This is a genomic window from Microbulbifer variabilis (genome assembly GCF_020524905.1).
GTDB lineage: Bacteria > Pseudomonadota > Gammaproteobacteria > Pseudomonadales > Cellvibrionaceae > Microbulbifer > Microbulbifer variabilis_A.
This window is the reverse complement of sequence record NZ_JAIVKI010000014.1, coordinates 46,875-71,972: the sequence shown is the minus strand read 5'-3', so window position 1 is coordinate 71,972 and position 25,098 is coordinate 46,875. Positions and strand designations below refer to the sequence as shown.

The following is a 25,098-nucleotide window of genomic DNA, read 5'->3' as shown; positions in this document are numbered from 1 at the left end:
CCGGGAGCTACCCGGTTTTTTGCTATTTGCAAGGTCTAGCGCTTTTGCGCGCTGAAGTGTTTGCCGCTTTCGCCGCGGCTGTCATTGCCCATTAAGTAGAGGTAAGTCGGCATAATTTCTTCTGGTGAAGACACTGATTTGGGGTTTTCTGCCGGGTAGGCTGTCGCACGCATGGCTGTGCGGGTAGCGCCTGGGTTGAGGCTGTTCACCCGAATACTGGACACACCTTCCAATTCATCGGCGAGTACCTGCATCAGGCCTTCTGTTGCGAATTTTGAAACAGAGTAGGCCCCCCAATAAGCCCGCCCCTTCAAGCCAACGCTGGAGCTGGTGAACACCACCGAACCGGCTTCGGATTTTTCCAACAGAGGCAGCAGCGTCTTGGTGAGCCCAAATGCCGCATTGACGTTGACCTGCATGACCTGTTGCCAGGTAGCGAAATTGTAATTTGCCAGGGGGGTGCGCTGTCCGAGTAGGCTTGCATTGTGAAGCAGGCCATCAAGACGACCAAATTCCTGATCAATGGCCTCGGCAAAATTTTCAAAGTTCTCAATGCGTGCTTCATTGAGATCCATAGGGAAAATTGCCGGCTGTGGCCCCCCGGCGGCCTCAATCTCGTCATAGACCATTTCGAGCTTTGGGGTGGTGCGCCCCAATAGTATTACAGTGGCTCCGTGTGCGGCGAAAGTTTTTGCTGCAACTTTGCCGATACCGTCACCTGCGCCGGTAACAAGTATGATTTTATCTTTTAGTAAGCTTGGTGGAGCGACATAGTCGCCGGCATATTCAGACATGAAACATCCTGATGCTGGCGCCCAGCATCGGGCCGGGCATGATTTGGAAGGTTAAATGTAATGTTGCTGAAGCAAGGGCCAGATTTCATCCACTGAGTTGACCAGGTGATCGGCACCCCAGTTGGCGGGATCGTCAGATGCATCGATATAACCGTATGCACAAGCAATAGTCGGCATGCCCGCACGTTGGCCGGCAATGATATCCCGCTGGTGATCTCCGATATAGACGGCGTCTGCTGGGGTGCATCCAATTTTACTACAGGCAAGCAAAATGGCTTCTGGATCTGGTTTTGACTTGCTTACGTGATCGGGGCAAATCACTGCAGAGGCCGGAGGCAGATATTCAAATGCCTGCATCAACGGTACCGTAAACGCTTCGGGTTTATTGGTGACGATGCCCCAGGGGATTTCATTTTGCGCGAGTGTATCCAGTAACGGCTCTATGCCGGGAAAGGGTACGGTTTGCTCTGCGAGGTGCGCCAAGTAGAGATCCAGCAGGCGTTGCAGAAGGCTGGCAAATTCTGGATCACCTTCTTGTTTGCCAAACCCCAAGGTGACTAATGCCCTCGAGCCGCTGGAGACTGTGCCGCGGATTACCTGGTCGGGCAGTGGAGGCAATTGCTCCTGATGCCGTAACTGGTTGAGCACGACAATAAAGTCCGGTGCGGTGTCGAGGAGTGTGCCATCCAGGTCAAATAAAACGGCTTTCATTGTATGGTTCGCTTATTCGGGTTTGCTGGCATACATCAGATAATTGACATCGACGTCGCGAGGGTTGAGTTTATAGTTGCGGGTAACCGGGTTATAGGTCATGCCGGTGATATCTCGCAATTCCAGTCCCGCCTGACGAAGCCAGGCACCCATTTCCGAGGGTCGGATAAACTTGCTGTATTCGTGGGTGCCTTTGGGTAGTAAGCGTAGGATATATTCCGCTCCCACCACCCCAAAAAGCCAGCCTTTGGGGGTGCGGTTGATGGTCGAGAAAAACAAGTGTCCGCCGGGCTTGACCAGTTTGGCGCAGGCGCGGATCACTGAGGCTGGATCGGGTACATGCTCGAGCATTTCCAGGCAGGTGACAACGTCGTAACCTTCCGGTGCTTCTTCGGCAAGCTCTTCCACAGCAATAAGCCGATAATTTACCGATACACCGCTTTCCATAGCGTGTAATTTGGCAACGTTGAGAGGGGCCTCGCCCATATCAATCCCGGTTACCTGTGCGCCTCGCTGGGCCATAGCCTCAGCCAGAATCCCTCCGCCGCAGCCGACATCCAGCAGTTTTTTGTCGGCCACTGAAGCGTACTTGTCAACGTAGTGAGCGCGCAATGGGTTAATTTCGTGCAGCGGTTTAAATTCGCCTTCTTTATCCCACCAGCGGCTGGCGAGTTGCTCGAATTTGGCGATTTCCGTGGGATCTACATTACTCATGAATTTCTCTGCAAACTCCGTCGCTGTTAACCCGTAAATAAATGCAGCTACGGGTTATCTCGGCACGGGGGTGCCGTAACCAGTTGTTAGCTGGCCGGTAAAAGTCCGAGAAAACAGGGAGGTTTAATAACCACTCCAGTACTTCGCGGACGGCAATAAAAGAGATGAAGTACATCCATTAAATTGCCTAATTAAAGGTTCATTAGCGGCTGATTCCTATATTGAATCGCAGTGTCCGGTTCGCGCCTAACGCGAATGGCCGGCGATTCTATCACGCCAAAGTTGCGCTCGCTGGATTACCTCAGTCTCGTTCAGGGTGAGTAATTGGCGCTCCCCCAATAACTGCTTGCCCGCAACCCAAACGTCGCTGACATTGTGCCCGCCGCTGGCATAAATAAGTTGGGACATTGGGTCGTGTACCGGCTGCTGCTCCAGGCCGGATAGGTTGATCGCGGCAATATCGGCGCTCTTGCCAATTTCCAGACTTCCGGTTTCCTCTTCAATACCAAGGGCTCGGGCGCCATTGATGGTGGCCATTGCCAGCGCCTGGTGAGCGGGAAGTGCGGTGGCCCTGCCACTGACAGCCTTGGCCAGTAATGCGGCGGTACTGGCCTCGGCAAACAGGTCCTGACTATTGTTACTAGCGGCGCCATCAGTGCCCAGTGATACATTGATACCGGCATCAAGCATCTCGACGGTGGGACAGAAGCCGGAGGCCAATTTGAGGTTGGATGATGGGCAGTGGGCCACATGGGCACCACTGGTTTTCAACAACTCTATATCCCGTTCATTGGTTGCCACCATGTGTACACAGAGGGTCTGCGGGCTCAGTAGGCCAAGACGCTGTAGCCGCTCGGTGGGGCGTTCTCCATTTTGCTTCAGCGCGTTTTCTACTTCCTGGTAAGTTTCGTGCAGATGTATCTGCACGGGAATTTGAGCCTCGGCGGAACACACAGCGATTTTTTCCAGGGTCTGGTCGCCGACGGTGTAAGGGGCGTGTGGTGCAAAAACCACTTCAATACGTTCATGGGCACGATAATCGTCGCGCAGTGCCAACCCTTTATGCAGGGCTTCTTCGGCGTGTCGGCTCCAGGGGGTGGGCGCGTCCAATATCGGAAAGGCGATATGTGCGCGGATACCCGTCTCTCGGACAGCAGTCGCGACGGCTTCCGGGTAGAAATACTGATCTGAGAAGGTGGTAGTTCCCGAGCGCAGCATTTCAGCAATGGCGTGGCGGCTGCCATCCGCGACAAATTCAGGCCCTACCCAGCGCTGTTCCGTCGGCCAGATATGCTTTTCCAGCCATTCCTTGAGGGGGCGGTCATCGGCATAGCCTCGCAACAGCGTCATGGGCGCGTGGTTGTGGGTGTTGATCAGTCCGGGGATCAGGGCGTGATGTGCGAGCTCCACTTCCCGTTTTGCCTTGAAACGTATTTTGGCTTCGGCCGACGGCAGTAGGGCGGCGATCCGTCCGTGCTCAATGGCTAAGGAGCAATTCTCGTACACTTTTTGCTCGGGGATTACTGGGATAATCCAGCGCGCATGGATTAGGGTATCTATTGCTTGGGGCATGGAAATTTGGCGGCGGCGGTTAAGGTGGGGATTTACTTTAGCGGTAGAGACCGCTTGCGGCAACAGGGGATAGTATTGGTCCAGAAGAGCGTATGGCAGCCGGTCCAAAGACGTCAAACTGTGCTAGAATCGCCCGCTTATCCGGGCTCAGTACACATGCCCGCGCTATAAAAAGGAACGCCGTAAGCCATGGGCGAATTAGCCAAAGAAATCTCTCCGATTAATATCGAAGAAGAACTCAAGCAGTCTTATCTCGACTACGCCATGAGCGTGATCGTCGGGCGCGCACTGCCGGATGTACGCGATGGCCTCAAGCCGGTACACCGCCGTGTGCTTTTCGCTATGAGCGAACTTAAAAACGACTGGAATAAACCTTATAAAAAGTCAGCGCGTGTCGTTGGCGATGTGATCGGTAAATACCACCCACACGGGGATACCGCGGTCTACGACACGATTGTGCGTATGGCCCAACCTTTCTCTATGCGTTACACCCTGGTGGATGGCCAGGGCAACTTCGGCTCTATCGATGGCGATAGCCCGGCTGCCATGCGTTATACCGAAATTCGCATGGATAAGCTGGCCCACGAGCTGCTATCTGACCTGGATAAAGAAACCGTCAATTTTGTCGATAACTATGACGGCTCCGAGCAGATGCCCGAGGTGCTGCCCTCCCGCGTGCCGAACCTGTTGGTGAACGGCTCTTCGGGTATTGCCGTGGGCATGGCCACTAATATCCCCCCCCACAACCTGAAAGAGGTTGTCAACGCTTGTTTGGCATTGATCAACAATCCCGAGCTGTCTGTTGACGACTTGATGGAGTATATCCCTGGGCCGGACTTCCCCACCGGGGCAACCATCAATGGCCGCGCCGGGATACTCTTGGCTTATCGCACTGGGCGTGGGCGTATCTATGTGCGCGCCAAAGCGGATGTGATTCGCGATGATAAGAGCAATCGCGAAACAATTATTATTACCGAGATCCCCTATCAGCTGAATAAGGCGCGCTTGATCGAGCGTATCGCAGAGCTGGTGAAAGAGAAAAAGATCGAGGGTATCTCTGAGCTGCGCGATGAGTCCGACAAAGATGGACTGCGCGTAGTGATTGAGTTGAAGCGTGGTGAGTTGGGCGATGTGGTTTTGAACAACCTCTATTCCCAAACCCAGCTGGAGAGTGTGTTCGGCATCAATATGGTGGCTCTGGTCGACGGCCAGCCCAAAGTGTTGAACCTGAAAGAGCTGCTCGAGCACTTCGTGCGTCACCGCCAGGAAGTGGTGACTCGCCGTACCGTTTACCTGCTGCGCAAAGCCCGTGAGCGTGGCCATATTCTCGAAGGTCTGGCGATCGCCATCGCCAATATTGATCCGGTGATCGAGCTGATCAAATCCTCCGCCACTCCGGCGGATGCCCGCGAAGCGTTACTGGCCAAAGGCTGGCCGGTGGGCGATGTGCAGCAGTTCCTGGAGCGCGCCGGTGCCGATGCCTGCCGCCCGGATGATCTGCCGAAGGAGTTTGGTCTACGCGATAACGCCTACTATCTGTCCCCAGCCCAGGCTCAGGCAATCCTCGAGCTGCGCCTGCACCGCCTCACCGGTATGGAGCATGACAAGCTGCTGGTGGAATACCAGGATCGCTTGGAGCAGATCGCTGAATACCTGCATATCCTCGGCAGCTTCGAGCGCCTGATGGAAGTGATCCGCGAAGAGCTGGAACAGCTGTCAAAGGACTTTGGCGATGAGCGCCGCACCGATATCGTTGCCTCCCGTCAAGATCTGACCGTAGAAGATTTGATCACCCCGGAAGATAAGGTGGTGACGATCTCTCACGGTGGCTACGCCAAGAGCCAGCCCCTGACTGATTACCAGGCCCAGCGTCGCGGCGGCATGGGTAAGTCGGCAACCCAGGTGAAGGATGAAGATTTCGTCGAGCACCTGTTGATTGCCAATTCCCACGACACTATTTTGTGCTTCTCTAACAAGGGCAAGGTGTACTGGCTCAAAGTTTACGAAGTGCCCACTGCCGGTCGCGCTTCGCGCGGACGGCCGGTAGTCAATATGCTGCCGCTGGAAGAAGGCGAGCGTATCAGCAGCCTAATGCCAGTATCCGAGTACGATGAAAATCACTTTATCTTCTTCGCCACTGCTAACGGCACGGTTAAGAAGACTCCGCTCACTGCCTTTGCTCGTCCGCGCAGCGTGGGTCTGCGCGCTATCGAACTGGAAGAAGGAGATCGTCTCGTTGCCACAGCGGTGACCGATGGTGAGCGCGATGTGCTGCTGCTTACCAGCGCCGGTAAGGCAGCGCGATTCTTCGAAGCCAATGTTCGTTCTATGGGTCGTGTATCCCGCGGTGTGCGCGGTATCCGCATGCAGGAGGGCCAGGAAGTGATCGCCATGGTGATCCCGGAAGAGGGCGGCTCTGTGATGATGGCTACTGAAAACGGTTACGGTAAGCGTACTGCCATCAGTGAATTCCCGACCAAGGGGCGTGGCACTCAGGGTGTTATCGCGATTGCCGAGAGCGAGCGTAACGGTGCCTTAGTGGGTGCCTGTCAGGTACACCCAGGCGAGGAAATGATGTTGATTTCCGATCAGGGTACCCTGGTGCGCACCCGCGTCGACGAGGTTTCTGTCCTGGGGCGCAATACCCAGGGGGTACGCGTCATTCGGCTTAAGAGCGGTGAAAAGCTCGTGGGCCTCGGGCGTATTGAAGAGACTGAGGAAGAAGTTGAAGATAACGGTGGGGCAGAGTGACCCACCCTCAGGTACCAAAAGAAAGGCTGCGATTATCGCGGCCTTTCTTGCCTCTGGTGCCCTAAAAAATGCCTGAAAGCGTGATACCCATCTCCCTGAATGGCGGTTTGTGCGTCGGCACATCTAGTTGAATTTGAAACCATTTTTAGTTTGTGGAAGTCAGGTCATGAGGAAATACAATTTCTGCGCTGGTCCCGCCGCTCTACCTGAGCCGGTTTTGCAGCAGGCACAGCAGGAGCTGCTGGATTGGCGCGGTCTGGGTTGTTCAGTGATGGAGGTTAGCCACCGCTCGCCAGAATTTGTCGAGGTGGCTGAACGTGCGGAGCAGGATTTGCGCGACCTTCTTAAGGTGCCTGATAACTATAAGGTGCTGTTTTTACAAGGTGGAGCTACCGGACAGTTCAGTGCGGTGCCCTGGAACCTGCTCGGCGCGGGCTCTAAACAGGCTGACTTTATCCACACCGGGCAGTGGGCGGCCAAGGCGATTAAAGAAGCTCGGCGTTATGGTGAGGTCAATGTGGTGGCGTCCAGTGAGGATCGCAATTTTAGCTATGCCCCGCCGCAGGACAGCTGGCAGCAGAGTAAGGGGGCGGCCTATTTTCATTACACGCCCAACGAGACCATCGGCGGTATCGAGTTCGACTATGTTCCTGAGGTGGATTGCCCCCTGGTTGCGGATATGTCCTCTAACATTCTTTCCTGTCCGATCGACGTGGAAAAATTCGGTGTGATATATGCCGGTGCGCAAAAAAATATTGGCCCCTCCGGTATAGCGGTCGCCTTGGTTCGCGATGATCTCCTGGATCGAGCGATGAAAGATATTCCGCGTAGCTTGAGTTGGAAAGTCGCTGCAGATGCCGGCTCCATGGATAACACGCCACCCACATTCGCTTGGTATCTTTCCGGTCTGGTTTTTCAGTGGCTCAAGAATCAGGGGGGCGTTGAAACTATGGCTCAACAGGCTGCTAAAAAGTCCTCTCTGCTCTATGACTTTATCGATAGTAGCGATTTCTTTTCCAGCCCGGTGGAAAAGTCCAGCCGCTCGCGGATGAATATCCCATTTGTGTTGGCCGATGAACGACTCGATAAGCAGTTTTTAGCCGAGGCCGAGGACGCTGGGTTGCTCAGCTTGAAGGGGCATCGCTCTGTGGGGGGGATGCGCGCTTCCCTTTATAACGCTGTGCCTTTTGAGGCGGTAGAGGCGCTGGTGGCCTTTATGGCGGACTTTGAGTCCCGCAGAGGCTAGAGATCAAGTAATTATTGAATCAAGGAAAAAGTAGAAAAGCGGATGACAGAGGAAACCGTGAGTGGTGACCAGCGCCTGCTGGAGCTGCGCAATCGTATCGATGACATTGACTCCGAGATCGCCCGACTAATCAGCGAGCGAGCCAGCTGTGCTCTGGAGGTGGCTGAGGTAAAAAAAGCAACCGGGGAGGATGCGCTCTACTACCGACCTGAGCGAGAGGCACAGGTGTTACGCCGCGCTATGGAGCGCAATGCAGGCCCTTTGACTGATGAGGAAATGGCGAGGCTTTTCCGCGAGATCATGTCCGCCTGCCTCGCCCTAGAGGAGCCGGTCAAGGTGGCTTATCTCGGGCCGGAAGGTACCTTTACTCAGCAGGCAGCCCTAAAGCATTTTGGCAATTCCGCGCAGAGTCGTCCGCTGGCGGCCATTGATGAAGTCTTCCGCGAGGTGGAGGCCGGCGCTGTAAATTACGGCGTGGTGCCCGTTGAAAATTCCACCGAGGGGGTGATTAATCACACCCTGGACAATTTTATGAACTCCAATCTCAGTATTTGTGGAGAGGTGGAGTTGCGTATTCATCATCATCTGATGATTTCCGACGTGACCCGGCCGGAGTCGATCACGCGTATTTATTCCCATGCCCAGAGTTTGGCGCAATGCCGCAAATGGCTGGATGCTCATTATCCGAACGTGGAGCGGGTGGCGGTTTCCAGTAATGCGGATGCGGCCAAGCGTGTTAAAGGGGAGTGGAACGCCGCGGCAATCGCCGGGGATATGGCGGCCGATCTGTATGGCCTGAAAGTGCTCTCAGAGAAAATTGAGGACCGCCCGGATAACTCCACACGTTTCCTGATCGTTGGCACTCAGCAGGTACCTGCCAGTGGCGATGATAAGACCTCTCTGATGGTCTCCATGCGCAATGAGCCAGGTGCGCTGCACGATATGCTTGAGCCCTTCCGCCGTTACAATATCGACCTTACCAGGGTGGAGACGCGCCCCTCTCAGTCCGGCAACTGGACTTACGTGTTTTTTGTCGACTTTAAAGGTCACCGCGATACGAAAGATATTGCTGAGGCGCTAAAAGAGGTCGGGGCCTGCGCTTCAGACCTAAAGGTACTTGGATCTTACCCGCGTGGCGTATTGTGATGGGACAGGTGCGTGTTGGCCGTTTGTTGGTTGTGGGGGTCGGCCTTATTGGCGGCAGCTTTGCGCTCGCCCTCAAGGCGGCGGGGGCCTGCCGTGAGGTGATCGGTGTGGCACTTCAGGAGGAGGTCTGCGAGCAGGCAAAGAGGTTGGGTGTAGTCGATCGTGCCTATACAAGCCTGCCGCAAGCGCTCGAGCTTTTAGAAGCAGGAGATCTGATTTTTATTGCGGTGCCAACTCTCGCAGTGGAGTCGGTATTTGCGCAGCTGAAGGAACATTTGCCTGAAGGTGTGACTGTCACTGATGGTGCCAGTGTTAAGGGAAGTGTGCAGAGTGCGGCGGAAAAAATTTGGGGCAGGGTACCGAATTATCTGGTGTTAGGGCACCCTATTGCCGGCTCCGAGAATAGTGGGGTAAGCGCTGCGCGCGATGACCTCTATCGCGATCACCGCGTTATTCTCACTCCAGCCCATGACACCGATGCCGATCATCTGCAGCGGGTGGCTCAGGCGTGGCAGGCCGCCGGAGCTGAAGTATTGAAAATGTCGGTGGAAGAGCATGATGAGGTGCTGGCCGCGACCAGCCATCTCCCCCATGTGATCGCCTTTAGCCTGGTTGATACCTTGGCCCATGATGCTGAGAATGAAAATATTTTCCGCTATGCCGCTGGGGGTTTTCGAGATTTCACTCGCATCGCTTCCAGCGACCCTGTGATGTGGCGGGATATTATGCTGGCTAACCGTGATGCCATTTTAAAGGCGATTGATCTCTACAGCCTCAACCTCTCCTCCCTGCGCAGTGCGATTGCCTCCGGTGATAGCTCGGCACTGATGGGGGTATTTACCCGCGCTAAAGCCGCGCGGGATCACTTTACAAAAATGTTGGCGAAACAAGCGTATTCAGAACCTATGCAAGCTAAGGAAGTTACTTTTATCGTGCAGCCGGGTGGCACTGTGAGTGGCAAACTCCGTGTTCCGGGAGACAAATCCATGTCACACCGCTCAATTATGCTGGGTTCTCTGGCTGAAGGGGTGACAGAAGTCGAGGGCTTCCTGGAGGGAGAGGACGCTCTTGCCACTCTGCAGGCTTTCCGCGATATGGGGGTGGTGATTGAGGGGCCGGATAAGGGCCGGGTGACGATACATGGGGTGGGACTCCAGGGTTTACAGGCACCACCGGGCCCTCTTTATCTGGGTAACTCCGGGACTTCTATGCGCCTGCTTGCTGGTTTACTCGCGGGTCAGAATTTTGATGTCACTTTGACCGGTGATGAGTCCCTCTCTAAACGCCCTATGAACCGGGTTGCCAATCCATTGCGTGAAATGGGCGCGGCTATCGAAACCGGTCCGGAGGGGCATCCGCCGCTGCTGATTAAAGGTGGCAAGCGTCTTTCAGGGATCGACTATCGGCTGCCAATGGCAAGTGCTCAGGTGAAATCTGCGGTATTGCTGGCCGGCCTCTATGCAGAAGGTGAGACCAGTACTGTGGAGCCTGCTCCTACTCGCGATCATACCGAACGCATGTTGCAGGGCTTTGGTTATTCGGTGGAGCGAGATGGTGCTCGCGCGACACTGCAAGGGAATGGAGAATTGAAGGCTTGTCGTATTGATGTGCCGGCGGATATCTCTTCAGCGGCTTTCTTTATGGTGGCTGCGGCTATTTCTCCGGGGGCGGATGTGACCCTGGAGCATGTGGGAATCAACCCGACGCGCGATGGAGTAATCAATATCCTTCGGGCCATGGGTGGCGATATTGAGCTTTCAAATAAACGCACCGTCGGCGGAGAGCCAGTAGCGGATATCCGGGTTCGCTATGCGCCTTTAAAGGGGGTTGCCATTCCAGAAGATCAGGTGCCATTGGCTATTGATGAGTTCCCTGCACTATTTATTGCCGCGGCTTGTGCGCAGGGGCAAACAGTTTTGACCGGTGCCGAAGAGTTGCGGGTAAAGGAGAGTGATCGTATTCAGGCAATGGCCGATGGCCTTGCTGCCTTGGGGGTAAGTGCAGCGCCTACCGGGGACGGAATAGTGATCAATGGCTCTCTGGAAAAAGCGGTATTTTCCGGTGGTACTGTGGATAGTTTGGGCGATCACCGTATCGCCATGGCTTTTGCGGTGGCATCGCTGCGTGCAAAGGATACAATTCGTATCCTCCACTGTGCCAATGTGGCGACCTCCTTTCCGAATTTTGCTGAATTGGCAGTTGGCTCAGGTCTTAGGCTGCAGTTAGCTTGACCTAAGGTACCTTTATGGAGGGAGCCGGTTGGCGCGGCTAACGATGAAGTAGAGTTGTACGAATAACTATGAATGATACAAGCAAGCTGCCACCGGTCGTCACAATTGACGGCCCCAGTGGCTCAGGCAAGGGGACTATCGCAAAGTTGCTAGCCGACAGGCTGGGCTTTGCTCTTTTGGACTCAGGTGCGCTCTATCGGGCTGCAGCCTTGGCCGCCCTGGAAAAAGGGGTGGATCTCGCCGATGAGGAAGCGCTAACTCAGGTAGCCAAAGATTTGGATGTTTGCTTTCCGATAAGCGATGGCCGCTTGCAGGTCCTGTTGGAGGGGCGGGAGGTCAGCCATGAAATCCGAATGGAGCGGGTGAGTATGGCGGCCTCTACGGTAGCTGCGATCCCGGGCGTGCGAGCCGCACTGCTGCAGCGTCAACGGGACTTTAGGCTCCAGCCAGGCTTGGTAGCGGATGGGCGCGATATGGGTACCACCGTATTCCCTGATGCCCCCGTTAAGGTGTATTTAACCGCCAGCGCGGAGGAGCGCGCCAGGAGGCGTGAAGCGCAGTTGCGGGAGAAGGGGGTTTCTGTTAGCCTCCGCGACCTGCTGGAGGACATCCGTGCCCGTGATGCACAGGATATGAATCGAAAAGCGTCCCCCCTGGCTCCCGCTGAGGATGCGGTAGAGCTCGACAGTACTGGGGTGGGGATCGAGGATGTTCTCTGTAAAGTAATGGCACTGGTGCAGGAGCGAATCGCGCTCTGAGCCATAGTAGCCAGTAGCAAATAGTTTTTAACGATAGCGGCCGGGTTTTGCCAGAATTGCCCGGCCGTTGTTGTAATCCGACCCGCGTTCTGGCATCGCGGTTGGGGTCCTGGCTGGCGGTTGACTAAACTCAACAGTTACTAACGGCTGGACCCAGCACTATAGGTAATGTAATGAGCGAGAGCTTTGCTGATCTATTTGAAGAGAGCCTGAAAAGCGTTGAAATGGCACCGGGCGCTATCGTCACTGGTGTTGTCATTGACGTAGACAAAGACTGGGTAACCGTTCACGCGGGCCTGAAGTCTGAAGGCGTTATCCCTGCCGCACAGTTCGCCAACGACAAGGGCGAAGTTGAGCTGCAGGTGGGCGACGAAGTACAGGTTGCCCTGGAAGCTGTAGAAGACGGTTTCGGTGAAACCCGTCTGTCCCGTGAAAAAGCCAAGCGCGCTGAAGCCTGGAAAATCCTCGACGCAGCTCACGCAGCTGACGAAGTGGTTAAAGGTGTTATCAGCGGCAAGGTTAAGGGTGGCTTTACTGTCGATGTTGCTAATATCCGCGCATTCCTGCCCGGCTCTCTGGTCGATGTTCGCCCGGTTCGCGACACCGCGCACCTGGAAGGTAAAGAGCTCGAGTTCAAGGTTATCAAGCTGGATGCCAAGCGTAACAACGTAGTGGTTTCCCGTCGCGCCGTGATGGAAGCTGCAACTTCTGAAGAGCGTGAAGCGCTGCTGGAAAGCCTGCAAGAAGGCATGAGCATTAAGGGTATCGTTAAGAACCTGACCGACTACGGTGCTTTCGTAGATCTGGGTGGTATCGACGGCCTGCTGCACATCACCGATATGGCTTGGAAGCGCATCAAGCATCCGAGCGAGATCGTGAATGTTGGCGACGAAATCGAAGTGAAAGTACTGAAGTTCGATCGCGATCGCAGCCGTGTATCCCTGGGCCTGAAGCAGCTGGGCGAAGACCCTTGGGTATCCATCAAGCAGCGTTACCCGGAAAACAGCCGCGTGAAGGCGGTTGTAACCAACCTGACCGACTACGGCTGCTTCGCCGAGCTGGAAGAGGGTGTGGAAGGTCTGGTGCACGTTTCCGAAATGGATTGGACCAACAAGAACATCCACCCCTCCAAAGTTGTTCAGGTGGGCGACGAGGTAGAGGTGATGATCCTGGATATCGACGAAGAGCGTCGTCGTATCTCCTTGGGTATCAAGCAGTGCCAGGAAAATCCGTGGGATGCCTTTGCGCGTAAATTCGCTAAGGGCGACAAGATCTCCGGTAAGATCAAGTCCATCACTGACTTCGGTATCTTCATTGGTCTGGATGGCAGCATCGACGGTCTAGTACACCTGTCCGATATCTCCTGGAACGAAGCTGGCGAAGAAGCTGTTCGCAAGTTCAAGAAAGGCGACGAGATCGAGACTGTTATCCTGGGTATTGATTCCGAGCGCGAGCGCATCTCCCTGGGGGTCAAGCAGCTGGAGTCCGATCCGTTCTCCGACTACGTATCCACCAGCGATCGCGGCAGCATCGTGAATGGTATCGTTAAGGAAGTGGATGCTAAGCAAGCGGTAATCACCCTGGCGGATGAAGTGGAAGGCATTCTGCGTGCTTCCGAAATCAGCCGCGATAAGGTTGAAGATGCTCGCAACGTTCTGAAAGAAGGCGAAGAGGTTGAGGCCAAGATCACCAGCGTGGATCGCAAGAACCGCGTGATCAGCCTGTCCATCAAAGCCAAGGATCAGGATGACGAGAAGCAAGCCATCAAGGATCACAGCAAGAAGCAGTCTGAGCAAGTTCAGCCCGCTACTATCGGTGACCTGATCAAGGCACAGATGAACAACAAAGACTAATCGTCTTTGAGTGTTCACCACTCCAAGTTTAGTGCTTGGAGTGACCAGAAAGCCGGACTGGGGTTGCCCAGTCCGGCTTTCTATTAGATGATTGGCGCTCTCTCCAGAAAATCAATGACTTACAAAGGTTGCGGAGCGCATGACCAAGTCCGAACTGATCGAAAGGATTGCGTTGAGGTTGGATCAGCTGCCAGTTAAGGATGTAGAACTGGCGGTGAAGGTGATGTTGGATACCATGTCTGATTCCCTCTCGCAGGGGGAACGCATTGAGATACGAGGTTTTGGCAGTTTTTCACTGCATTACCGTGCACCGCGTACAGGGCGGAACCCTAAAACGGGGGATGCTGTGTCGTTGGCGGGTAAATATGTTCCCCATTTCAAGCCCGGCAAGGAATTGCGCGACAGAGTAAATCGCAGCATGCACGATGTGGCTGGGATCGAAGTATGATTGCATCTCGGATATTGCCGGATCAGAGGGGTGGAGCTTCCAAAATGGCAGTATCATTCGCCTGAAAATCCTTGTGGCCGCTAGTTTGAGCCAATCTTTTGTGGAACGTGGAGGTTCCCTTGTCATTTCTGCGCTGGCTGATGCACTTTTTTTTCGGTCTTTTGGCCCTGGTTTGCGTTGCTCTCGGTATCTATTTTGCGGTGGAAAACTCCCAGGTGATATCCCCGGTTATTGCGGGCTACTCCTTGCAGCCCGGTAGTGTTGGGGTTTGGCTAATTTGTATGTTGTTGCTGGGTGTTTTGCTCGGCTTTCTTGCCAGTCTTTTACCGATTTTCTCCCAGCATCGCCGCGTTCGAGGTTTGAGCAAGCAGCTCAAAAAGATGGAGCGCGAACTGCAAGCCGTTCACCGAAAGGCTTCCGGAGACTGACTTGCTGGATCTTGCCTACTTCTTCTTTCTGTTGACTGCTGTTGCTATCGGTTGGGTATTGGGTCGCGGTAGTTCCAGGAAAAAGCCCGATTTTAGTGAGCGGGAGCAGTCCCTAGCCCGCTCTTATGCGCAGGGGCTTAATTACCTGCTGAGTGAGCACCACGATGATACGATTGAGAAGTTTATCGATTCTCTTGAGGTAAGTCCGGTCACTTTCGATACACACCTGGCCTTGGGTAATCTCTTGCGTAGACGGGGAGAGTACGATCAGGCTATCAGGGTCCACCAGAACCTGTTGGCGCGTCCCAGCCTATCAAGACAGAGTCAGCATAAAGCCCAATTCGAGCTGGCCTGCGACTATATCGCCGCTGGCTGGTTAGACAGGGCCGAGCGACTTCTGCAGGAGCTGGTTGAGACCTCACAGGAGTTGCGGGCAACCAGTCTCGAGCACTTAATAGAGGTTTATAGGGATGAGAGAGAATGGGCCAAAGCCATTCATGCGGTAAACCTTTTGCACGGTCGCCGATTCAAGCGATTGTCCGCCGACTGGGCCCCTATACAGGCGCACTTTTGCTGTGAGTTGGCTGAGGAGTCTATTGCAGGCAAAGACTATTTGAGTGCCCGGAAACATCTCGATGCAGCTATGGGGTATGATCGCAGCTCGGTCAGAGCCTGCTTGCTGTGGGCGCGTCTTGAATATTTGCTCGGTAAGCAGCGGGATGCCATCAAGGTGTTACAGCGGATTCCCAAGCAAAGCCCTGACTATATTCCAGAAATTCTGGAGCTTTTAATCACCTGCTATGTCGAGCAGGGTGATGGAAAAGGGTTGGATCGCTATCTTGAGTCACTCCTCAAGGAGCACCCTTCGAATAGTGTGCTGATCGCCCTTACTGGCAGGATTCAAGAGCAGGATAGCGAAGCCGCTGCGGCAGCCTTTATGGGGAAGCAGCTTGCTCTACGCCCGTCGTTGCGCGGACTTGGTCGTTTTCTGGATTTATATATCGGCACGACACAAGGCAGGTCGAAGGAAAATCTCTCCCTGCTGAAAACATTGATTGATCAACTGATCGCCAGTCGTCCGCACTATCGTTGCAGTAATTGCGGGTTCTCCGGAAACCAGTTGCACTGGTTATGCCCAAGCTGTAAGCATTGGGATTCTGTCCACTCAGTCAAGGGGATTGAGGGGGAGTGATGGGTTTCCTCGATCGCTTTCTAATCTAATTTTTTAAGAGGTATTTCTTTGCATTCTCAAGTCTCTTCCCCGGTTATTGTCGCCCTCGATTATGACAACGCCGCTGCCGCGCTCTCTATGGCGGATCAGTTAGATTCGTCTCTTTGTCGAGTAAAGGTTGGCAAGGAATTATTCACTATTGCGGGACCAGATCTGGTTCGTGCCCTTGTTGATCGCGGATTTCAGGTTTTTCTCGACTTGAAATTTCATGATATCCCCAACACCGTTGCAGCAGCAGTAAGGGCAGCAGCGCGTCTGGGTGTTTGGATGGTAAACGTGCATGCTAGTGGCGGAGAGCGCATGATGAGAGCGGCTGCCGATGCGTTGAGTGAGTTTGGTGAGGGTAAGCCGTTGCTGATCGGAGTCACTGTGCTGACTAGTACCACCCCGGAAGAGCTTGCAGCAACTGGGGTTGGTAAGCCGTTGAAGGAACAGGTACTTAACCTGGCCGCTCAGGCTCAGTCCTGTGGCCTTGATGGTGTGGTCTGCTCTGCCCGTGAAGCTGAAGCGCTAAAAGCAGCCTTTGGCTCGGATTTTGCGCTGGTGACCCCTGGAATTCGTCCTGCTGGCAGTGATGTCGGCGACCAGCGACGCACGCTGACCCCCTCTGAGGCATTGAGCCAAGGATCTGACTACTTGGTAATCGGCCGACCAATCACGGCGGCAGAGGACCCCCTGGCAGCCTTGCAAGATATATTGGCTGAAATTGCAGGAAAATAAGGTTTGTTTGCTTTGACTGGGTGTCATGTAGTGTAATAAGCCTTTGCAGTAGTCTTATATGGCCTGTTGGTATCATGGTCCGGCTTGGGGAGGTAAAGCAGTCCCAATGTGAAACCAAATCACTTTCACTGGGAGTCGATCATGATAAAAGCTCATCCGTTATTTTCTGTATTATTGGCAATTGCCCTTTCATTTTTTTCCTCATCGGCATTATTTGCTGATGAAATTGAGGTTGCGCAACAAGCTTCTATTGCGGTCAATGTAAACAGTGCATCTGCGGCAGAGCTGGCGGAAAAACTTGTTGGCATTGGTGAGACCAAAGCGCAACTGATTATTGAGTATCGGGAGCAGCATGGTCCCTTTACATCGCTAGATCAGTTGCTCAATGTCAAAGGGATTGGAGCGGCGACGCTCGACAAGAATCGTGAGCGGATTCGATTGTAGTTGCCTTGGGTTAGGGGCGAGGAGGAGCCGCCTTTGTTGATTGGGTAGGGTGCTTCTGTGCTTCAGCTCTCCTCTGCTGCGAATTGATGCCAGCGCTTGTTCTGAGGTTTGGGTTTTAGCGCTATGTGGCGTCAATTGTAGGTGTTGAAGGAGAAAGGTTTGACAGGTTCATTGTTAGCCTGGGTGCTCCCCTTGCTTGCTGGGGGAGTATTAAGTTATGGCATGACATCAGTCCTGCTGTCGCGTATGCACAATTTGGCCCTGGATGTGCCCAATCATCGCTCCATGCATAGCGCCCCGGTTCCTCGCACTGGTGGTTGGGCACTGCTGGCAGGTTGCGGCCTGGGCTTAGCTGTGGGGCCTGCGTCTTTCCCTTTGCTAGTTTATATGTCTTTTTTCCTGCTGCTCGCTGTTTCAGCAATAGATGATGTGCGGCATGTGGCTGCTCGGGTACGTTTCGCTACCCAGTTAATCGCTGCCTTACTGATTATTCTTTCGCTGCCCAAAGCAGTGGACTGGTGGTGGTGCCCCGCCCTTGTTCTGGCGGGGGTTTGGATGATCAATCTGTACAATTTCATGGACGGCATGGATGGTTTTGCCGGCAGTATGACTGTGATCGGTTTTTTATCTCTTGGCCTGGCATGCTTTTTGGCTGGTGATTGGGAGTTAGTCGGTGTGTGTGCCTTATTTGTGGCGTGCACAATGACTTTCCTGCACGTTAATTGGCCGCCTGCACGAATTTTTATGGGGGATGCGGGGTCGACAGGTATTGGCTTGGCAGTATTCGCTTTAAGCGTGTTTGGGTGGCAAAGGGGAGCCTTTCAGTTATGGTTCCCGATCATTGTTTTTAGCCCATTTTGGATGGATGCCAGTTATACATTATTGCGTCGAGTAGTCACTGGGCAGCGCTGGTGGGAGGCCCACCGAGAGCACTTTTACCAGCGCTTGGCACTCCGCATTGGGGTGAGAAAAACGCTAAATCTGCAACTGGTGTTGATGCTTGCTGCATCTAGTGTTGCATTCGCTTTTGTCGCCTTGGCGGCAGCTTGACTTTGCTGGCCGCTCGAATGGGTGCCAGGGATTGGTTGATTTTATGTTTGGAGTAATCCTGTGATAGGTATTTGGCGAAAATTTGATAGGGCCAAGAAGCCGACAATGATGTTGCTGTTTGACCTTGCGATGTTGAGCCTTGCCTTTTTTATCGCTATGGCAATTCGGCTGAATGGCTTTGCTGAGGCCGTGACATTGCCAATGCTAGCCTGCCTGGTTATCACCATCTGCTCCAGTAGCTTTATCTTTCTTAAGCTCGGTTTGTACCGCACGGTTATTCGCTATATGGGGCAGAAAGCAGTTATCGCCGTGCTCCAGGGGGTTACCGCATCCTCAATTTTGCTTGCAGTAGCCTCTTATTTGACGACTGCGGGCGTCCCTCGTTCAGTCCCAGTTATCTACTGGTGCTTTGCACTGATTGCTGTGGGTGGATCTCGCTGGCTGGTCAGGATTTACTATCAGATGGCCTTGGAAATCCACAAGACTCGCGTGGCAATCTATGGCGCTGGTACAGCTGGTTTACAGGTTTATAAGGCGTTGCTTCATGGTGAGATCTATAAGCCCGTCGCCTTTTTTGATGATAACACCTCTAAGCAGAAGACCCTGATTGATGGAGTTATGGTTTATTCCCCGGCAAATATCCTTAGCGTTGTTGCTGACCTTGATATTGCTGAGGTTTTGCTGGCGATGCCCGGCGTGCCCAAGCGCCGACGTCGGGAAATTGCGAGGGGGCTTCGTGAGCAGGGGTTGGTGGTCAAGGCCATCCCTGGTGTGGAAGAGCTGGTTGATGCGGCGGGCCGCACCGAAGATATGTCTCAAACCTACGAGAATATTTTAGGTAGGGCTCCGGTGGAGCCCGAAAAGACTTTGATAGCAGGCTCTATTAGCGGCAAGGTGGTGCTGGTTACTGGTGCCGGTGGCTCTATTGGGTCGGAACTTTGCCGGCAGATCGCCCAATGGAGACCCGCTCACCTAGTGCTGGTGGAGTCCTCTGAGTATGCTCTTTACCAAATCGAGCGTGAGCTTCGCCAGCAGCAGTTGGATGAAGGGTACCAGCTCAAGGTGACTGCATTGCTGGGTGATGTCCGGGATAAAGTGCGGATGGCAGACATCATTAAAGGCTTTTCGGTAAATACTATTTATCATGCCGCTGCCTATAAGCATGTTCCGCTTGTTGAGCAGAATGTCGTTTTGGGGGCAGACAATAATGTGCTGGGCACTCTGTCAGTTTTGGAGGCTACAGAAGGGTCTAAGGTGGAGCTGTTCGTTCTGATTTCCACTGATAAGGCCGTACGCCCAACGAATGTGATGGGGGCTACGAAACGTCTCGCCGAACTGGTGTGTCAGGATTTTGGGCGTCACTCCAGCAAAATGCGGGTCTGTATGGTCCGCTTTGGTAATGTACTGGGGTCCTCTGGCTCGGTTATCCCCTTGTTTACCGATCAGATTAATGCGGGTGGCCCCGTTACTGTGACCCATCCCAAGGTAACTCGCTACTTTATGACCATTCCCGAGGCTGCCCAGCTTGTTTTGCAGGCGGGTAATATGGGGCGCAATGGTGATGTATTTGTATTGGATATGGGAGAGCCAGTACAGATTTACGACCTTGCAGAACGACTTATCAGGGTTATGGGGCACTCTGTAAAGGATGAGAAAAACCCTGATGGCGATATTGAGATTCAAGTGACTGGTTTGCGTCCTGGGGAAAAGCTCTACGAGGAGCTGTTGCTCGGCGACAATGTTTCGGGCACCGACCACCCGATGATTATGCGGGCGGAAGAGGAGTTTCTGGATAGAGATATTTTGCGTTCGCAAATTGCGATGCTGAGGCAGGCTTGCGCTGAACATCACTGTGAGAAGGTCCATCAGATTTTGTCTGAATCGGTAAGTGGTTATACCTCTAAGCAAGGCTTAGTCGATGCAGTTTGGTCCTGCTCTGTTAAAGTGCGGGCTCCAGTAAAAATGGCTACCGTTGAGCGACTTCCCGTTACTGGTTAGGGCGGCTTAAGATAGTGATAGTTTTACGCTGATAGCATTTCCCCTGGAGGCCCCAGTTTTATTAAGCATGGGGCTAACTTAATTTGGCGGGGTAGTGAAAAATACAGCGTGTACAAACAAGAAAAAACCCCACATAGCATGCTATGTGGGGTTTTTATTTGGCTCCGCCTGCTGGGCTCGAACCAGCGACCCAATGATTAACAGTCCATTAATCAGATAATCTTTAGTGATCTGTAAAGCTCAAAATCTAGCTATTACAAGGGGTTCACCCCCTTTGTTTTTCTCTATTATTCATCCGCGTTGACACCTTGTTGACACTATGCAATCTCAGCAAGGGGATTTTTAGATATTGCGTCCTCTAGGTGCTCTGGCGACAGGTGCGCATATCGCATGGTCATTTTTATATCAGAGTGGCCTAGAATTTCCTTGAGCGTGAGTAGGTTCCCGCCGCGCATAATGAAGTGACTTGCGAAGGTGTGCCGCAGTACGTGACTAGCCTGTCCTTTAGGGAGCTGGATATTGCAAGCCCCTAATACTCTGGTGAAAGCCTTATAACAGTATTGGAATAGGGGGCCGGTTCGGGACCTTTCCGCGAATATTTCCTTATCTAGTGTCTCACTGATTGGAACAGAGCGAACTTTTCCACTCTTAGTACGCGAGAAAGTTATTCGACAGTTGCGGATCTGCTCTCCGCGTAGGTTCTGGGCTTCACTCCAGCGGGCGCCAGTTACCAAACATATTTTGGCTACTAGGTAAGCGTGTTTTGAGCCACTTTCTTTTAAAGCACTTAACAGCGTGTGAATCTGGTCCTGGTCGAGAAAACTAAGCTCTTGGTCGTCATGTTTTAATCGCCGGATTCCTGCAAGGGGGTTTTCGCCTTGCCATTTTCCCAGGCGTATTAACTCATTAAAAACCGCGCGTAAGTACGCCAAATCATGGTTACAGGTGTTGGCTGAGATTGGACCTTGATGTCTATTATTTGCCTTTAATTCACCTTGTAGTCGTTTCTGGCGAAACTCGGCATAAAACCCTGGAGTAATCTCTTTTACCAATGGTTCACCCATTAACTGGCAAAGGGATAGTAAATAGTCTCTGCGCTCCTCACCTTTTTTTAGGGTGTGCCCATGCAACTTGAACCATTCTTCTATCAGGTCGCGCAGTCCTCGTTTGTCTTTTTTGGGAGGAGTCCACTCGCCTTTGTCAGCGGCTGCAAATTGCGCGCGTTCCCATCTTATCGCTTCTGCTTTGGTATCAAATGATTTGCGAACCCTACGCCCACCACGCCCTTGAGGCTGGATATCTGCTTGCCAGCGTCCGCTATCAAGTTTCTTAATCGCCATTCTGGGGTTCCAAAAAGGCAGCATTAGTAACAAGACCAATATCTAGACGGGCTAGTAGTAACTTACAAAAATCACTTTTGCTTTGTCTTAGCTGCTCAATAGAAGCTGTACCGCCATACACAACCCAGGGCAGAAGCTCCGGCATCTCTCGCCCGATTATTGCGAATACATCTTCAGAAATTCGAGAAGTGCCGTATTCAATGTTTTTTATTTGATGGGTTTTCAAATCCAGCTTTTTGGCAAAGTCAGCTTGTGTCAACCCTACGGCCTCTCTAACTATCCGCAGTCTCCCACCAGCGCTATCTGTAGGCAGCTCGTTCATCTTTACCCCCCTCTGTTGCGTGTTGGGGGCGGAATTTAGCCTAAAAAGCACACATTTAGAAACGAAAAGTCATTACATCAATACTTTTCCGTTGAAAAAAGCGCCATAAGATAAGAAATGTTACAAAAAAGTATTGATTCTAAACCTCTAGAGCATTAAAAATAGACTCACAAGTTATCAGTGAGTATTAAAGGACAGCTGAAGTGCGCGAGAAACTAGACCCACCAACCCTTAAATCCCCCGTTTCAACTCAAGAGCAGTACGCGATTGATACAGGTCTGACGCTTGCCACTGTGCGGGGTCAGGTACAGCGTGGCTACCTTCCAACAATCAAGATCGGCCGATACAACCTGATAAACATGGTTAAGCTGGCCCAAATCTGCTTGAAAGAAGACCCACACTCAATTGAAGAATAGGGTGCGGTCATGGACTACAGCCAAATAAACAGCGATGTTATTGAATCGCTAGAAAAAGATTTAAGTTTCAAATTCAAAAGGAGTGGTAAATTTTTGAGTTCTGGAACTTGTCCAGACTGCGGAAAAAAATCGGCCTGGATAAGTGTTGAAAAACCGATAGTCGTGCGCTGTAACCATAAAAACAATTGCGGCTATGAGGAGTCTGTTAGGGATATTTATCCAGATATTTTTGAAAATTTCTCTGAAAGATTCCCGGCAACTCCTGAAGAACCCAACGCGACCGCTTGTGCTTATATTGAGCATGTCCGCCAGTTCCCACTTCTTAAAGTGGGAGACTGGTTTGAACAGGCGGCGCGGCCACTCCCAAATGGGGCAGGATATGCCCCAGTCGTTCGATTCCAACTTTGGGATGGATTCTACTGGGATCGCGTCATTAATAAGACTCACGAACGTGAGCTAGGTGATAAATCCTTTTTTAAGAAGGATATTAAATACAGAGGAAAATGCTGGCAGCCACCTTCGCAAAAAATAGAAGAGGGGGATGTAGTTTTTATTGTTGAGGGCATTTTTCATGCAATCGCTTTATGGTTGTGCGGATATAAAGTGGTCGCCGCATTTTCTAGTAACAACCTCCCAACTCAGCTAATAGAACAGCACAAAAGCCAGGGCATAACCTGGCGCCTTGGCTATGATGATGACTTTGCCGGTCGTTCCATGGCCAAAAAATATTATGAACGTCTGCAAACCATGAAAGAAAAAGTGGACGTTGCGCTGGTTGGTAGTGGTAATGACTGGGATGACCTATACCGAGCGGAGAAATTAACACCTGACTTTATAGAAGAGTGCCTATACCGAGGGCGCCTGTTTACTGCCAGCAGTATTGAAGAAAAAGCCTACCACTGGTATTGCAAAAAGCGCCGTAACTATACGGTGCTTGATTTCAATAACCGTCTTTATTCCGTACATATTGATGATGATATTAACAAAGATTTGTCCAGATCAATTGAGGATCAAAATCAGACTGATATAGAAGACACCGATACAAAAAAAGAAGCGGTAAAAACTATTGAAGATGCCCTGGCCACAGATAGAGGGCGGGAACTTTTCAACAGTAACCTAGATGTTAATAGCATTAGCAACTGCCTTCCTAAATTTCTCTATTGTGAGATTGATCAAGAAACTTCGGATGTTGCCTACTTCTTTGATATTCATGCCCCACGGGGCAAGGGCGTACAAGTAGCTCTTACCGGCTCAAACCTAGAGAGCCCAAAGTCATTTAATAAGGCGCTACTCAATCAGGCGCCCGGCAGCACTTTTGATGGCAGTGAAAACCAGTTAAAAATGCTGCGTGATCGCTGGTTTGATAATGGCGTTAAGCAAGTACAGACCATTAGCTTTCAGGGGTACGACAAATCCTGCCAAACCTATGTCTTTCAGGATTTTGCCTTTCACAATGGCCGCCGGTTAAAAGTAAATAAGCAAGGCTATTTTGTTGCAGGTAAGCACCGTATAAAAACGGGCTTTAAAAGTTTCTATATTCACAACAATAAAAGCTTTGATCCCAGCTGGGTACATGACTATCACCTGGTGTTTTCTCACCTTGGCATGGTTGCCCTAGCTTTCTGGATGGGTTCTTTGTTTGCTGAGCAGATACGCGCAGAGCTGAAAGTTTTTCCATTCCTGGAGCTAACCGGCGAGCATGGCGCCGGTAAATCCACAGTAATTGAATTTTTGTGGAAGCTGTGTGGGCGTGATGACTTTGAAGGGTTTGATCCCAGTAAAGCCACATTTGCCGCGCGCACACGCGCATTCTCGCAGTTGTCCAATATGCCGGTGGTGCTGATTGAATCCGACCGCCAGAACGACAAAGCCAAGAAGGGCGCCTTTGACTTTGAGGAATTGAAAACCGCCTATAACGGTCGCGCTATTCGCTCAACCGGTGCTTTCAATCGTGGCAATGAAACCGTAGATCCGCCGTTTCGCGGCTCCATTGTGATTGCCCAGAATGACACGGTAGACGGTAGCCCCGCGCTTCTCTCGCGGATTGTCCATTGCCATGCAACCAAGGCCCACTTCTCAGAAAAGACCAAGCTGTTAGCACAGCGCTTTGAAAGGGCCGCAGTAGAAGAGGTTAGCGGCTTTCTCCCCGCTGCCCTGCACCATGAAAAAGCGATTGTTGCCAAAATCCTACAGGACTACCCACTCCTAGATTCAGAGTATGCCCACCGAGGTGAGATCCACGACCAGCGGGTGGTGAAAACCCATGCGATGGTTTCGGCCATGGCAGGAGCCTTGCCAATCCTGTTCCCCTCTCTTGAGCCTAAGACCATCGCGGATATTCAGCACTTTATCTATACCCGCGCTGTGAACCGTCAGGGCCGTCTTAGTGCGGATCACCCGGAGGTGCAGAAATTCTGGGAGATATACGACTACCTCAATGTGCGCTTGGTGGAAGACCACCATGCGCCCGATGTGTACGCCAATAACGCCGGAAAGATAGAGGCGCAAACCCTCAACCACAGCAAAGACAACGGCCTTATTGCAATTAACCTGATTCATTACAAGCAGCAGTGCGAGTTGGCCAAGGTGGACCACCCGGATATCAAAGAGCTTAAGAAATTGTTGCCCAATAGCCGCCGCCACAAGTTCGTGGGCTGTAAAAACGTGAAGTCGGCAATCGATGGTGATCGCGCCCGTTATTGCTGGGTTTTCCAGAACCGGGACGCCGATAAGGGGGCCGCTTGAGAATCCATAGGGGGTTTCGGAAAGACCTAACCGAGCTAACCGGGCCCCCAAAAAGCCAGCAAAGCTAGCAACCACGCGGGATTCAGGGAAACCGGAAAAACTAACTTTTTCCTAACCGAGGGCTAACCAAGTTAGGAAAACAAAAAAACTAAAACCTAACTTTTAGATTTAAAAAAATCC

The 25,098-nt window shown here is 52.4% G+C and carries 21 protein-coding genes; 15 read left to right on the top strand and 6 right to left on the bottom strand.

Features of this window, described 5'->3' with window-relative positions:
* Window positions 1-35: 35 nt before the first annotated feature.
* From LC073_RS15435 to LC073_RS15420, 4 genes are all read right to left on the bottom strand, one after another.
* A complete protein-coding gene (locus LC073_RS15435) occupies window positions 36-794 on the bottom strand; it encodes a YciK family oxidoreductase (protein WP_226648202.1) in 759 nt (252 codons plus the stop codon).
* A 51-nt stretch (window positions 795-845) separates the two neighbouring features.
* Window positions 846-1,505, bottom strand: coding sequence for an HAD family hydrolase (locus tag LC073_RS15430; protein ID WP_226648200.1), 660 nt, complete (start codon window positions 1,503-1,505; stop codon window positions 846-848).
* A 12-nt stretch (window positions 1,506-1,517) separates the two neighbouring features.
* Window positions 1,518-2,219 (bottom strand): bifunctional 2-polyprenyl-6-hydroxyphenol methylase/3-demethylubiquinol 3-O-methyltransferase UbiG, encoded by a 702-nt coding sequence (gene ubiG / locus LC073_RS15425; protein WP_226648198.1) that lies wholly within the window; start codon window positions 2,217-2,219, stop codon window positions 1,518-1,520.
* A 246-nt stretch (window positions 2,220-2,465) separates the two neighbouring features.
* Entirely contained in the window at window positions 2,466-3,791 is a 1,326-nt protein-coding gene (locus LC073_RS15420) for a TRZ/ATZ family hydrolase (protein WP_226648257.1), read from the bottom strand.
* 189 nt (window positions 3,792-3,980) lie between these two features.
* Here LC073_RS15420 and gyrA point away from each other — a divergent pair, with 189 nt between their 5' ends.
* The 13 genes from gyrA (at window position 3,981) to LC073_RS15355 (ending at window position 20,095) form a co-directional block, all read left to right on the top strand.
* Window positions 3,981-6,542: a DNA gyrase subunit A gene (gene gyrA, locus LC073_RS15415; protein ID WP_226648196.1), complete on the top strand. Its 2,562-nt coding sequence runs from the start codon at window positions 3,981-3,983 to the stop codon at window positions 6,540-6,542.
* Window positions 6,543-6,708: 166 nt separating this feature from the next.
* Window positions 6,709-7,788: a 3-phosphoserine/phosphohydroxythreonine transaminase gene (gene serC, locus LC073_RS15410; RefSeq protein WP_226648194.1), complete on the top strand. Its 1,080-nt coding sequence runs from the start codon at window positions 6,709-6,711 to the stop codon at window positions 7,786-7,788.
* 42 nt (window positions 7,789-7,830) lie between these two features.
* The gene (gene pheA / locus LC073_RS15405) at window positions 7,831-8,934 is read left to right on the top strand and encodes a prephenate dehydratase (protein WP_226648193.1); all 1,104 of its coding nucleotides are present in this window, start codon (window positions 7,831-7,833) and stop codon (window positions 8,932-8,934) included.
* Complete coding sequence (locus LC073_RS15400; RefSeq protein ID WP_226648192.1) at window positions 8,934-11,165, top strand: bifunctional prephenate dehydrogenase/3-phosphoshikimate 1-carboxyvinyltransferase; 2,232 nt, start codon at window positions 8,934-8,936, stop codon at window positions 11,163-11,165. The genes pheA and LC073_RS15400 overlap by 1 nt, the downstream gene beginning before the upstream one ends.
* 68 nt (window positions 11,166-11,233) lie before the next feature.
* Window positions 11,234-11,923, top strand: a complete 690-nt coding sequence (gene cmk, locus LC073_RS15395) for a (d)CMP kinase (protein WP_226648191.1) — start codon at window positions 11,234-11,236, stop codon at window positions 11,921-11,923.
* Window positions 11,924-12,096: 173 nt separating this feature from the next.
* Window positions 12,097-13,776, top strand: coding sequence for a 30S ribosomal protein S1 (rpsA, locus tag LC073_RS15390; RefSeq protein ID WP_226648190.1), 1,680 nt, complete (start codon window positions 12,097-12,099; stop codon window positions 13,774-13,776).
* A gap of 139 nt (window positions 13,777-13,915) precedes the next feature.
* Entirely contained in the window at window positions 13,916-14,224 is a 309-nt protein-coding gene (ihfB, locus tag LC073_RS15385) for an integration host factor subunit beta (RefSeq protein WP_226648188.1), read from the top strand.
* A 119-nt stretch (window positions 14,225-14,343) separates the two neighbouring features.
* The gene (locus LC073_RS15380) at window positions 14,344-14,652 is read left to right on the top strand and encodes a lipopolysaccharide assembly protein LapA domain-containing protein (protein ID WP_226648186.1); all 309 of its coding nucleotides are present in this window, start codon (window positions 14,344-14,346) and stop codon (window positions 14,650-14,652) included.
* A gap of 1 nt (window position 14,653) precedes the next feature.
* Window positions 14,654-15,844, top strand: coding sequence for a lipopolysaccharide assembly protein LapB (lapB, locus tag LC073_RS15375; RefSeq protein WP_226648184.1), 1,191 nt, complete (start codon window positions 14,654-14,656; stop codon window positions 15,842-15,844).
* A gap of 48 nt (window positions 15,845-15,892) precedes the next feature.
* Complete coding sequence (gene pyrF / locus LC073_RS15370) at window positions 15,893-16,603, top strand: orotidine-5'-phosphate decarboxylase (protein WP_226648182.1); 711 nt, start codon at window positions 15,893-15,895, stop codon at window positions 16,601-16,603.
* A gap of 141 nt (window positions 16,604-16,744) precedes the next feature.
* A complete protein-coding gene (locus LC073_RS21830; protein WP_319004732.1) occupies window positions 16,745-17,047 on the top strand; it encodes a ComEA family DNA-binding protein in 303 nt (100 codons plus the stop codon).
* Window positions 17,048-17,206: 159 nt separating this feature from the next.
* A complete protein-coding gene (locus LC073_RS15360; RefSeq protein ID WP_226648180.1) occupies window positions 17,207-18,097 on the top strand; it encodes an MraY family glycosyltransferase in 891 nt (296 codons plus the stop codon).
* 60 nt (window positions 18,098-18,157) lie between these two features.
* The gene (locus LC073_RS15355; protein WP_226648179.1) at window positions 18,158-20,095 is read left to right on the top strand and encodes a polysaccharide biosynthesis protein; all 1,938 of its coding nucleotides are present in this window, start codon (window positions 18,158-18,160) and stop codon (window positions 20,093-20,095) included.
* 317 nt (window positions 20,096-20,412) lie between these two features.
* Here LC073_RS15355 and LC073_RS15350 read toward each other — a convergent pair whose 3' ends face one another.
* Together LC073_RS15350 and LC073_RS15345 are read right to left on the bottom strand one after the other, a co-directional pair.
* Entirely contained in the window at window positions 20,413-21,435 is a 1,023-nt protein-coding gene (locus LC073_RS15350; RefSeq protein ID WP_226648177.1) for a tyrosine-type recombinase/integrase, read from the bottom strand.
* Window positions 21,425-21,757, bottom strand: coding sequence for a helix-turn-helix domain-containing protein (locus tag LC073_RS15345; RefSeq protein WP_226648174.1), 333 nt, complete (start codon window positions 21,755-21,757; stop codon window positions 21,425-21,427). The genes LC073_RS15350 and LC073_RS15345 overlap by 11 nt, the downstream gene beginning before the upstream one ends.
* Window positions 21,758-21,960: 203 nt before the next feature.
* On the opposite strand from LC073_RS15345, the gene LC073_RS15340 reads away from it, so the two are divergent.
* Both LC073_RS15340 and LC073_RS15335 read left to right on the top strand, forming a co-directional pair.
* Entirely contained in the window at window positions 21,961-22,173 is a 213-nt protein-coding gene (locus tag LC073_RS15340; protein WP_226648172.1) for a hypothetical protein, read from the top strand.
* A gap of 93 nt (window positions 22,174-22,266) precedes the next feature.
* Complete coding sequence (locus LC073_RS15335) at window positions 22,267-24,918, top strand: toprim domain-containing protein (RefSeq protein WP_226648171.1); 2,652 nt, start codon at window positions 22,267-22,269, stop codon at window positions 24,916-24,918.
* Window positions 24,919-25,098 lie beyond the last annotated feature (180 nt).